13 protein-coding genes and 2 tRNA genes are annotated in these 11129 nt (G+C 60.5%); 12 read left to right on the top strand and 3 right to left on the bottom strand.

The window, feature by feature from the left end:
* Window positions 1–66: 66 nt before the first annotated feature.
* The gene (locus HMPREF2565_RS01260) at window positions 67–975 is read right to left on the bottom strand and encodes a DUF559 domain-containing protein (protein ID WP_071406749.1); all 909 of its coding nucleotides are present in this window, start codon (window positions 973–975) and stop codon (window positions 67–69) included.
* Between the two features lie 394 nt (window positions 976–1369).
* Between HMPREF2565_RS01260 and HMPREF2565_RS01255 the strand changes: the two genes are divergently transcribed.
* From HMPREF2565_RS01255 to HMPREF2565_RS01220, 8 genes are all read left to right on the top strand, one after another.
* On the top strand, window positions 1370–2944 hold the full coding sequence (locus HMPREF2565_RS01255; RefSeq protein ID WP_071406748.1) for an SLC13 family permease: 1575 nt from the start codon (window positions 1370–1372) through the stop codon (window positions 2942–2944).
* Window positions 2945–2977: 33 nt separating this feature from the next.
* Window positions 2978–4045, top strand: coding sequence for a GTP-binding protein (locus HMPREF2565_RS01250; protein WP_071406747.1), 1068 nt, complete (start codon window positions 2978–2980; stop codon window positions 4043–4045).
* Between the two features lie 166 nt (window positions 4046–4211).
* Window positions 4212–4287, top strand: a tRNA-Arg gene (locus tag HMPREF2565_RS01245).
* Between the two features lie 75 nt (window positions 4288–4362).
* Window positions 4363–4827, top strand: coding sequence for a hypothetical protein (locus HMPREF2565_RS01240; protein WP_049157766.1), 465 nt, complete (start codon window positions 4363–4365; stop codon window positions 4825–4827).
* Between the two features lie 91 nt (window positions 4828–4918).
* Window positions 4919–5398 (top strand): hypothetical protein, encoded by a 480-nt coding sequence (locus HMPREF2565_RS01235; RefSeq protein ID WP_071406746.1) that lies wholly within the window; start codon window positions 4919–4921, stop codon window positions 5396–5398.
* A gap of 116 nt (window positions 5399–5514) precedes the next feature.
* A complete protein-coding gene (locus tag HMPREF2565_RS01230; RefSeq protein ID WP_071406745.1) occupies window positions 5515–6420 on the top strand; it encodes a DUF418 domain-containing protein in 906 nt (301 codons plus the stop codon).
* Window positions 6420–7538 carry a trypsin-like serine protease gene (locus HMPREF2565_RS01225; protein ID WP_070546950.1) on the top strand — a complete coding sequence of 373 codons (1119 nt, stop codon included), beginning with the start codon at window positions 6420–6422 and terminating at the stop codon, window positions 7536–7538. Before HMPREF2565_RS01230 ends, HMPREF2565_RS01225 begins: the two co-directional genes overlap by 1 nt.
* Window positions 7539–7549: 11 nt before the next feature.
* Window positions 7550–7738, top strand: a complete 189-nt coding sequence (locus tag HMPREF2565_RS01220; protein ID WP_046648858.1) for a hypothetical protein — start codon at window positions 7550–7552, stop codon at window positions 7736–7738.
* A gap of 452 nt (window positions 7739–8190) precedes the next feature.
* Here the strand turns inward: HMPREF2565_RS01220 and HMPREF2565_RS01215 are convergent, their stop codons facing one another.
* Entirely contained in the window at window positions 8191–9219 is a 1029-nt protein-coding gene (locus HMPREF2565_RS01215; protein WP_070510771.1) for a prephenate dehydrogenase, read from the bottom strand.
* A gap of 39 nt (window positions 9220–9258) precedes the next feature.
* Here HMPREF2565_RS01215 and HMPREF2565_RS01210 point away from each other — a divergent pair, with 39 nt between their 5' ends.
* From HMPREF2565_RS01210 to HMPREF2565_RS01195, 4 genes are all read left to right on the top strand, one after another.
* Window positions 9259–9762, top strand: coding sequence for a tRNA adenosine deaminase-associated protein (locus HMPREF2565_RS01210; protein WP_046648855.1), 504 nt, complete (start codon window positions 9259–9261; stop codon window positions 9760–9762).
* 34 nt (window positions 9763–9796) lie between these two features.
* Window positions 9797–10240: a nucleoside deaminase gene (locus HMPREF2565_RS01205; RefSeq protein ID WP_046648879.1), complete on the top strand. Its 444-nt coding sequence runs from the start codon at window positions 9797–9799 to the stop codon at window positions 10238–10240.
* A gap of 93 nt (window positions 10241–10333) precedes the next feature.
* Window positions 10334–10531, top strand: coding sequence for a CsbD family protein (locus tag HMPREF2565_RS01200; RefSeq protein ID WP_046648854.1), 198 nt, complete (start codon window positions 10334–10336; stop codon window positions 10529–10531).
* Window positions 10532–10622: 91 nt separating this feature from the next.
* Window positions 10623–10713, top strand: a tRNA-Ser gene (locus HMPREF2565_RS01195).
* Window positions 10714–10819: 106 nt separating this feature from the next.
* Here the strand turns inward: HMPREF2565_RS01195 and HMPREF2565_RS01190 are convergent.
* Window positions 10820–11032 (bottom strand): hypothetical protein, encoded by a 213-nt coding sequence (locus HMPREF2565_RS01190; RefSeq protein ID WP_128081865.1) that lies wholly within the window; start codon window positions 11030–11032, stop codon window positions 10820–10822.
* Between the last annotated feature and the right edge of the window lie 97 nt (window positions 11033–11129).

Raw genomic sequence — 11129 nt, 5'->3', positions numbered from 1 at the left:
GCGTCGCCAAGCGCTTGCCGACGCCCCACCGCCCACCAGGGAGTTGCGGGATCGAGGTCTGGGGATCTAGCGAAGGTTCCTAGGCCCCGCAGCTAAGTGCCGCGCGATGTTGTTGATGAAGTCTTCTGGAGCATCGCGCAATTCTTGGGGAGAGAAACGTAAGACGACAAAGCCCTGGTTGAGGAGTGCCTTTTGGCGTTGGTGCTCGGCCCGAATCACCTCATCCAGCTCGTTCTCGTATTTCACGTTGCCGTCGATCTCAATGAGGAGCCAGTCATTGATCGCGAGGTCGGCGTAGTACTGATTGACTCGGTATTGGGCGCGCAGGCTGCGAACCGCCGGAAGGTCCGCGTCAAGGATGAGCGCCCGCGCGTAGGACTCCCAGGGAGATTCGGAGCTGTTGACGCTATGTTCCACGGCCCGGCGTGCATCCGCGACTCCTTTCACGCGGCCCATGTCGCCGAGTACCCAGTTGAGAGTGTCCTTTGATACCCGTCGTGACCTTACGTAGTCTGCGGCGACGAGTCCTTCGACGAATCCATCGAATCGTGCGATATCAATCGCCGTACGCGCGAGAGAAGTGACCCGGATGCCGTGGACTTCTGTGACTTGATTGTTGAGTTTCGTTTGCTTGTAGCGGAAGTATTGGCGCTTGGATTTTTGGGGAACGGAGTTGGAGGGGACTGTCGCGAAATACTCGCTCGGCGTTGTGAGCGTAGGGATGCCGTGGATGCGAGCCGCCGCTTTGCCCAGGAGAGTTGCCCGCGGTGCGGCACGCGCATGGGCATAGACCTCTGCGGTTTCTCGCTCCCAGGGTTTCAAGTGCAGCCATCGGTGCAGGGGAATGGCATAGCACCACGCGAGCTTATGGAATTTCCTCGCGTGAATTTTGCCCCATCGGGGGTCGTCGTTGGTGAGCGTGCGCAGATCGACTATGTGGGTGTCTATGTAGTGAAAGATGCCTAGGTTGTTCATGGCTTACTTGTAGCGCATTGGCGTGGATCGCGCGCGGCGAGCGGTACGCAGCGCTAAACCCCCAGACCTCGATCCCGAAACTCCCGGGTGGGTGGTGGGGCGTCGGCAAGCGCTTGGCGACGCCCACCTGCAGGTTGCGGGATCGAGGTCTGGGGATCTACGGAGGCGGGGAATTGAGTAAGGAATGCCCACACATTGGTGAGCATTCTTTGCAGCCAATCTGCAAAAGATTTTGCTAACAGGGGTGAATCTGTGGCTTTAGTGGGGGTAATGGGGCGAAAGTGTTTGTTGGCTGTCTGTGGTCTCGATAGCCTGAACGTGTAGGCCCATTCAGTGATCTCAATAACTCTCTCAGCTGAATGGGGGCTGGTTAACCAGGAAAAGGAGGGGGCACATGACTACCCCACAAACTCACGTCTCAACCGCACACACAGAAGGTGAAGACGACCGCGGCGTCGATACGCGCGAATGGCGCCGCATGGCCATTGGCCTCATCCTCGGTCTCGTTTTGGCCGCTCTTGTGTGGTTTCTCTTTCCCAGCAACGCCGTAGAAACGGTGCTGGAATCACCCGGCGCTAAGGAAGACACCGAATACACCCAGAGCGCGCTGCGCGCCGTAGCGGCCGTGACCATTCTCATGGGCGTGTGGTGGATGACGGAGGCTATCCCACTGGCCGCCACCGCGCTTTTGCCGCTGGTTATCTTCCCGCTGGCCGGTGTGGGCAGCATCAAGGATGTGGGTGCGCCCTATGCCTCGTCTACGATTTTCTTGTTCATGGGTGGCTTCCTCATCGCTTTGGCTCTGCAACGCTGGAACTTGCACCGCCGCATGGCGCTGTTCGTGGTGAAGGTCGTTGGTACCTCGCCGAAGCAGCTGATCCTCGGCTTCATGCTGGCCACCGGCTTCTTGTCCATGTGGGTGTCCAACACCGCTACCGCAGTGGTCATGCTGCCGATTGGTATTTCGGTGCTTTCGCTGACTGCCGACGCCGTCGGTGGCATGGCTAACCAGAAGAAGTTCGCCACCGCTCTCATGCTGGGTATCGCCTACGCGGCGTCGATTGGCTCGCTCGGCACCCTCATCGGCACCCCGCCGAACACCCTGCTGTCGGGCTACATGAAGGAAACTCACGGCATCGTCCTCGGCTTTGGCAAGTGGATGATGGTGGGCATGCCGCTGGCATTCATCTTCCTGTTCATTGCCTGGTTCATGCTGATCACCGTGTTCAAGCCGGAGATGGACAAGATTCCAGGCGGCCGCGAGCTCATTGATTCCGAGATTGAAAAGCTTGGCCCATGGACCGGCCCGCAGATCATGACGGGCATTATCTTCCTGGGTGCGGCCCTGGCTTGGGTGATTATCCCCCTCCTGGTGGGCAAGGAGTCGAACTACGACGATGCCATCGTGGGTATCGCTGCTGGTCTGCTGCTGTTTACTATCCCGGCTGATGCCAAGACCGGTGTGCGCCTTCTGGACTGGAAGACTGCAAATGAAATGCCGTGGGATGTGCTCCTGCTCTTCGGTGGTGGCCTGTCCCTGTCTTCGATGTTCAACAAGTCCGGCCTGTCTCTGTGGATTGGTGAGATGGCCAAGGGGCTGGGTGGTCTGCCGACCATCCTGCTGATCGCTTCGGTGGCACTGCTCGTGCTCTTCCTGACGGAGATCACCTCCAACACCGCAACGGCTGCGACCTTCCTGCCGATTATGGGCGGTGTGGCCGTGGGCATCGGCCTGACCGAGAATGGCGACATCAACGTCCTGCTGCTCACCATCCCGGTGGCGCTGGCCGCAACCTGTGCCTTCATGCTGCCGGTGGCGACCCCGCCGAACGCTATCGCCTATGGCTCCGGCTACGTCAAGATTGGCGACATGATCAAGGGCGGCATCGGCCTCAACCTGATTGGCTGCGTGCTCATCACCATCACCGTTTACTTGCTTGCCGTTCCGGTCTTTGGGTTGGTCCTGTAGCCTACCGATAATGAAAAACGTTATCATTACGGGATGGCTACACCCGTTACTGTGCTGTCCGGATTCTTAGGCAGCGGAAAGACCACCCTTCTCAACCACCTGCTTGCTAACCGTGAGGGGCGCAAGCTGGCGGTTGTTGTCAATGACTTCTCCGAGGTCAACATCGATGCCGCCCTCGTCGCCGGCGAGGGCCATCTTGAACGCGGCGAAGACCGCTTCGTTGAACTCTCCAATGGCTGCATTTGCTGCACGTTGCGCGAGGACTTGATTGAGTCCGTCGGCAAGCTGGCTCGTTCCGGCCGCTTCGACCAGATAGTCATCGAGTCCACCGGCATTTCTGAGCCCATGCCCGTTGCCGCCACTTTCGAGTGGGAGTTCGGGGACGGCACCACGCTTGCCGACGTCGCCCCTATCGACACCATGGTCTCCCTCGTGGACGCCTCTACGTTCCTTTCTCAATTGCGCCGCGGCCGCAGCCTGGTCTCCGAGAATATCGAGGCCACGCCTGACGACGACCGCACCATCGCCGATCTCTTCGTGGATCAAGTCGAGTTCGCCGATCTCATCCTCATCACCAAGACGGACCTGGTGGAGGTCGCCGAAACCGAGCGCGTCATCGCCACCGTGCGTGCCATGAACCCCCGCGCCCGCGTCGTGCCGGTGACCAACGGGGTCATCGATCCCGCGCTGGTTCTCGACGCCCACCTTTACGACGCCGCCACCGCCGCGACCTACCACGGCTACGCCGAGGAGCTGGCGAACCCGCACGCCCCCGAAACCGAAGAGTATGGCATCTCTTCGGTGGTCTTCCGCGCTGACCGTCCTTTCAACCGCGAGCGCCTGCTCAAGGCCTTGCGTGCCAGCACAGGCCTGGTGCGCTCGAAGGGCTATTGCTGGATTGATACCGATCTGCGCGTGGCCCACGCCTGGCAACAGGCTGGTCCCAACCTGCAGATCATGCCGGCCTCCTTGTGGGCTGCCAACGGCGTCACTCCCGGCACAGAACTAGTGCTCATTGGCATCGACTTCGACCACGAGTCCACGCTTCAGTCCTTCCGTGACGCCGTGCTTTCCGACGCCGAAGTGGCCGCCCTCGTCTAGCCCCTTCTTAAGGTGAACACGGGGTGAATTTCTATGCTCATTTCTTGGGTTGAAAACATGCATTGACATCGGGATTTGTTAGTTTTCTGGAGTGTGGGTATAGTTATTCCTCGTTGCACAGCAGAGCACACACGCTCCGGCGTTAAGCACTGCGAACCAACGGACTGCGCCCGTAGCTCAACGGATAGAGCATCTGACTACGGATCAGAAGGTTGGGGGTTCGAATCCCTCCGGGCGCACCAAATCTCAGCCGCCTTCGGGCGGCTTTTCTCGTTTTCTACTCCGCGGGTTGGGCAAACCCGGTAGTGTTCTGAAATATGATCAAAGCGATTCTCACCGCCATTCTGCTATTCATCTCCTCGCTGTTTTCTAACGCGGGCTCCTCGGAGCTGGCGGGGAGCTCGGAGGCGTGGGGGCTAAACGTCGCCCAGCACGGCATCATCACGGACGCACCCGGGGGACTGGTTGAAGCAAACGATGAGCAGATGGAACATATCACTGCTTTCAGGTGGGAGTCTGCGGCGAGCCCAGAGGATTTCTCCTTGAATTTCCAGGACCAGAGGGTGTGGTTGCCCTGTAACGGCGGTGACTTCACCTTGGTTGATGGCGGCGTGGAGCTCAGCATGTTGACGGATAAGGCCTGCTCTGGAGGAAAGGTTGACCTTCCCTTCATCATGTTCCTGTCAGAACCGGCGAAGGTAATGGTGGACTCGGATGCCTCCGCAACACCTGAGCGTATTTACCTCGTGCGCGATGAGAAAGCCATCGCCCTTAGCCGCTGAGACGCATATCGCGCAGCGCTGAAAACGCGCACAAGTAAGAATGCCGGCCAGAGCCAATGGTTGGTCGGTTGGGGCGGATATAATGGTGCCCATGATTCAAGCGATTCTCTCCGCTATCCTGCTTTTCATTTCCTCCCTCTTCTCTTTTGCCGGCTCCTCGGAGCTGCCGGGGAGCTCGGGCATAGCGGAAGTTGGATCCTCGCAGCGCAACATTGTTACTGGCGTGCCCGCAGGCCTGGTCACCGCCAATGCGCAGCAGATGGAGTTCGTGGTGAATTCCGAGTGGGAGTCCGCGCAGCAGCCGGATTCCTTTCGCGTGAACTTTAGGGATCGGGTCGTGCAGTTCTCCTGCGATATCCTCAGTTTCCACTTTGAGAGCAGCGGAGATGGTCAGCTAGAAATCACTCGGGATTTGAGGTTGGACAAAATCTGCTTTGGCACGCAACCTGACGGGGCCATCATGAAACTTCTTGCAGGTCCAGTAACGGTGATGGTGGACCCCGATGCCTCCGCAACCCCTGAGCGCATTTACCTCGTGCGCGATGGCAAAGCTATCACGCTCACCCGCTGAGACGTATATCACGCAGCGCTGAGTGAAATGCAGAGCTGAAAACGCACACAAATAAGAAGACCGGCCAGAGCCACTGGTCGGTCTTTAAACGTTTTCAACTGCAAGGAGATGAATAGGTGTCAGCGCGCGCCCGAATAGTGGGCCTCGATATTGCTCGTTCCTTGGCCATCATCGGGATGATTATTTTGCACATGGCCAACCTGGTGTGGAGCGCCAAAGTGGTGCTCTCCGGGCTGCCGGCGGCGGGCTTTGCCATCATTGCAGGTACCACGATGATGATCCTTGCCCGCGACTATTCGCTGCGGGTCTTCCTCAAGCTGGTCGCCCGTGGCCTGATAGTCATGCTCATCGGCGTGGCGCTGTTGCCCGTCGGCGGTGAGATTCAGGTGGTGCTCGTCGTGATGGGCGCGGCCATGGCTCTCACCGCTTGGGTGCCGCCGCTCGCCACTGTGTGGAAGGTCCTGCTCTTCGCGCTGGCCACCGCGGGCGCCACGGTGCTCTACGCGCCGTACACCCTCCCGCAGGTCTATCCCCTCGTGGCATTCCTGGCGTACATGGTGGCAGGCATGCTGCTTTACGACGTCTACCTCACCCGCCCCACCCGCATCCAAGCTGTTGTGACCGCGGTAGCCGCCGTCGTTACCGGCATCGGCCTGTGGCAGCGCTTCAACCCGGATATTGCCGGCTGGCTGCGCTTTACCGGACATACGGGTGTGCTTGGTGAAATCCTTCTCTCCGTGGCAGTCACCGCGGTGGTGTTGCACCTGTGCCTGATTATCGGCCGTCAGTTGCCACGCTTGGCTTTCCCCTTCGCGGCATTGGGCTCGATGTCGTTGACAATCTATATCCTGCACATTCTCACCGCTCGTTATTGGCAGGCGAACGTTTCGCTGCACAACACCACAGCGGCACTGGGCTTTGTGCTCGCGTTCCTTCTGTTGAGCGCGCTGTGGAAGAAGTTCTGTGGAAAGGGTCCGGCCGAGAGGGTCGTGGCTTGGGCAATCAAGGAGGTGGCCGCGTAATGACGGCACGAAAGATAACTGCTGTTCTGGCCAGCTCTGTGGTCGTGGGGCTGGGCGCTGCACCGGCCATGGCCTTGGAATTTGCACAGCCCGCTCCCCAGTCGGAGGAAAGCGCTGCCGTGGCTGCGCTGCGCATGGGCAAGATCGGAAGCTTCGGTGATTGCACCGGCACGCTGGTGGCTGAGCAGTGGGTGCTGACCGCCCGCCACTGCTTGGAGTCCGTCAACAACGAGGGCTCGCAGGCACGTTTTGGCCAGGGCAAGGACACCCGTGTCTATGACGTGGACTCCTGGGCTGTTTCGCCGACTATCGACGCCGGCCTCATGCACCTGACCGAGCCCGTCAAGGGCGTTAAGCCCGCCAAGCTCGCGGACGCTGTTCCTACCGCTGGTGAGAAAGGCCACTTCTACGGCTGGAGCAGCAGCTCCCGCATGGCCCGCAAAGGCCAGCTGCCGATGGCTGAGATGGAAGTAGGTGAATTGCTATCCGGCGGCACCCCGCCGGCGAGCCCAGACGAGTCCGGTGAGAAGATGACACCGGTGGCGCCGGGCGATTCCGGGGCCATGGCTCCTGGCGACATGGCTGTGCCTGCCCCCGGTGGAATGGTCGCTCCCGCCCCCGACGCATCCGACGCGCCCCAGGTGATGAAGGGCGGCGACATGCCAGAGATCGCCGTTGGACCCGACGGCGCGGAAAGCATCCCAGCTGGTGAGCTTGGGGGAGTGGGCCCGATGATTGCCGCTGCCATCATGGACGTGAAGTCCCTTAATGGTGAGGGCATGCAAGGTGGCGACTCAGGCGGACCGTTCTTCGTCGACGGTCGCCTCGTCGGCGTGGCCACGGCTGGAACGTCGAATGCGGACCCGGATCTGCCTTCCCCGACCGCGGCGATTACGTCGGTGGTCGAGGTCCGCGATTGGATCGAGGACGTCACCAGCGGCCGCGATACCGACGGCGTCCTCAACGCCGATAACTCCCCGGCGCCGCCGGCAACGATGCAGGTCAGTGCGCCCGTCGCTCTAACGGCCGGCGTGACCGGGGTGGTGGGCCTGATCGTGATTGCCATCGCTTCGCGCCTGCTCAACCGCAAGTCTGTCGCCGCGCGGAGTACCAACTAGGCTGAATCTCCATGAAGGAGAAACTCGTTCCGTGTCTGATCGCTGGTGCCATCCTCGGCGTGGTCTTGTGGTTGGCTTCCGGCATGCTCTGGATGTTGCCGGTGGGCCTAGCGGCGGGCCTTGCTGGCTACCCGCTGCTCGGCATCACGCGCGATGAGTCCCAAGCCCGCAAACGTCGCGACGACACCTTCCGCGACTAAGCGTCCCGCACCGCCCCACGCCACCGCACTACGCCGCCCGCCCGCCACCACGCACGCTCCTCCACGGTCGGTCGCTAGATGGCACCCCACAAACCGTCGCCAAATGGCGCCCCACAAAAGACATCCACTAAAAGGCATCTTTGGGGCTGAAAACGCCATCTGCACGCCCCAAAAGGCGTTTTCAGGCGAGAAAACGCCTTTTGACAGATGCCATCTGCAAAATGCCATTTGCAAGACGCCTTTTGGAAACTGCCCCATGCCCAGCAGCACGCAAAAGGTTCCACTCAGAAGTCATTAGTCAAAAGGTTCCCTTGGAGGCAAGTAAACCATCTTTAACCAGGTAGAAGGTTCGTTTGGGGGCAAAGAAACCTTTTGACTGGAACCAGGTGAGGGGAACCCGTTGAGAACCGCCTGCTAGGAAAGAAAGCCAGGCCTAGAAGCCGACCAGCGGGCTAGAAGATTTCGATGCGCCCGCCCAAAGACTCCGTCTGGCGCAGCTGCGCCACCCAGTTCGGCGCACCCGGGTGCAGCCGCAAGACCGGGCGGGAAGAAATCTTCACCGGGGAGACCGATTCCTTTCGAGCACCGGATCGGGCTTCGATGCGGGTGCGGGCGCGGAAGCCAGCGTCGGCAAGCGCGGCGATGGAAGGCTTATCCGAGGCCAGCGATTCGCGCGCATCCTGCAGCAACTCAAGAGCCTCGTCGAGGGCCTGGACCAGTGCCGGTGCATTGGTCTCGCACATCTGGCGAACCAGATCCGGGCGAGTGCCCGCCACGCGGGTGCCGTCCTTGAAGGAGCCGGCCGCGAGGGACTGCGCCAGAATGCCGCCATTATCGCCGACCACCGCGAGGGTCTCCGCCAGCACGTGCGGCAAGTGCGAAATGCGGGCAACCGCGGCATCGTGGTTCGCCACGCGCACCGGAACCGCCTCCGCGTGAACCATCTGGGTCATGCGGACCACGTCCGCAAAAATGTTCTCCCACTCGGCGGGGATGCGCTCGCCGCGGGCCTCGCACTCGGCGGCATAGTCATAGGTGATAACCCAGGCAGCGCGGTTGAACAGCCCGGTGTGGGAGTTCTCCCAGCCGGACTTGGAGGTGCCGGCCATGGGGTGGCCGCCCACATAGCGCGACTCCATGTTGCGCTCCACAATGAGCTGGCGCACCTCGGTCTTGACCGAGACGACATCCGTCAACCCGCAGCTCGGGGCGTGTTCCTGGATGGCGTCGAGGACCGAGGCAACCGCATCCATGGGCACCGCGATGACAATAAGCGCATTGTCCTCCTCGGCGCGCCGCAGGATGGCCGGCAGATCATCGGTGACGTCGTAGCCCTGCTTAATGGCCGTTCGGGCACCAGAAGTGGAGTGGTTATAGCCGTACACGGAATGGTGTGCAGCAGCTAGGTCACGCAGGAGGGAACCTCCAATGAGACCGAGGCCGATAATGCAGACGGGGCGTTGAACATCTTGAGAACTCACGGTGACAATTGTGGCACAACCCGACTAATCTGACGAGGTATGAGCCACGACGATCTGTCCTTTGCCATCACCGTTGCCAGTGCCGAAGGCGGCTGGGTGATTCGCCCTTTCAAGGATGACTTCACCGACGTCAACACCTCCATCAAAGCGGTGCGCAACCTGCGTTCCGAGGGGGCGGCATTCGCGCTGCTGTGCGTGGAGGATGACTATTTCGTCGTCGTGCGCCCGGTGCCGGGGGATGTGCGCATGCTGCTTTCCGACGCCACCTACGCCTCCGAGGACGACTTCGCCGCGGATTTCCTGGACCTGCGCGATCTCGAGATCCCGGATTTAGACGAAGACGAGTGGGAGGACGCCGACCCGTACGGTGACGGCGATTTCGATATCTTCGCGGACCTCGGCCTCGATGAGGACCAGGTGGGCTACATCATCGATAACGATGAGGACTGGCCTTCCGATATGCTCCTGCGCATCGCCGGCGAGCTGGGCTTTGGCGATGAGCTGGAGGATTTCATCGACGGCCTCGACTCGGATGACTCTTAAACCAGCAGCGGGGCTGGTGCGCGCAGAGGCCCGCATGCGCCGCGCCCTGGAGGTTGCGCGCACCACGCCGGCGGGGGATATCCCTGTGGGTGCCGTGCTTTACGACGCCTCCGGCAACGAACTCGCCACCGGCGTTAACCGCCGCGAGCAGCTGAATGATCCCACCGCGCACGCAGAGGTGGAAGCTATCCGCCAGGCGGTACGCGTGCATGGCGATGGCTGGCGTCTGGAAGGCTGCGAGCTGGTTGTCACCTTGGAACCCTGCGCGATGTGTGCGGGCGCGATTCAGGCTTCCCGGGTGTCTTCGGTGGTCTTCGGGGCCTTTGAGCCGAAGACGGGGGCGTGCGGCTCGCTGGTGGAGGTATTGCGCGCCCCGGGCGCCCTCCACGTTCCCGAGGTACGCGGCGGTGTGCTGGAGGAAGAATGCGCGGAGCTGCTCACGGGCTTCTTCGGGGGTCTGCGCGGCAGCGGCGCTTAGCCCTTGAAATGGTTAGTGGCCCCGGAGCCACCTTCCGATTCGCGTGTAGGCTGGGTGGTCCACGTGAGAGAAGTAGAGAGTAAGGAGAAAATCATGGGTGATTTTGAGAACAAGAAGGACGAGTTCGTTGGCAAGGCTAAGGAAGCCGCTGGCGGCTTGACCGATAACGAGAAGCTGGAGAACGAGGGCAAGGCCGACCAGGTTACCTCTGAGGCAAAGCAGAAGGCTTCCGACGCCGTTGAGGGCGTCAAGGATAAGGCCAACGAGGTCATCGGAAACCTCAAGGACTAATTCCTAGCCTCATCTAGCTGAATCGCTGTCCGCGCCGCGTGGTGTGGGCAGCGATTTTGTCGCTCGGGATGACTCCCGTAATCTGGAACGCGGTGGCGTGTCCGAGCGGCCGAAGGTGATCGCCTCGAAAGCGATTGTTGGGTAACCCCCAACCGCGGGTTCAAACCCCGCCGCCACCGCCACAGCCGGCACTCCAGTTCTTAGCTCTGGAGTGCCGGACTTTTTATGTTTTAGAAGCCAGCCCGCCCCTTCTTGGGCCTTGGGCTTCGGCCTGTATGGCGGGCGATATCAAGGGTGGATATCACTGTCTGGGGCAGAAGTGTTTTCTTCGCGTTTCTTTGTCCGCAGAATCATGTCGACGATAGCTCCCACGATGGTCGCCGAGAAAAAGAAAACTACCCAGGAGAATGGCGCGGTGAGGTCAATATAGGAGAGCGCTACAAAAGCAATGATTCCTCCCGCTAGTAGACCGATAGAGATGCCCAATAGAATTTTTCCCATTTGCTCCTGTACCTTCTTTTTGTCACACATTTAGACCCCTAACCCCTGAAAAAGTGAGGCATTCAGTATGGGGTTGCCCGCAAATCGTGGACACGTA

It is taken from the genome of Corynebacterium sp. HMSC072A04, from assembly GCF_001809235.1.
Classification (GTDB): Bacteria; Actinomycetota; Actinomycetes; order Mycobacteriales; family Mycobacteriaceae; genus Corynebacterium; species Corynebacterium hiratae.
This window is presented reverse-complemented; position numbering and strand designations above follow the sequence as displayed.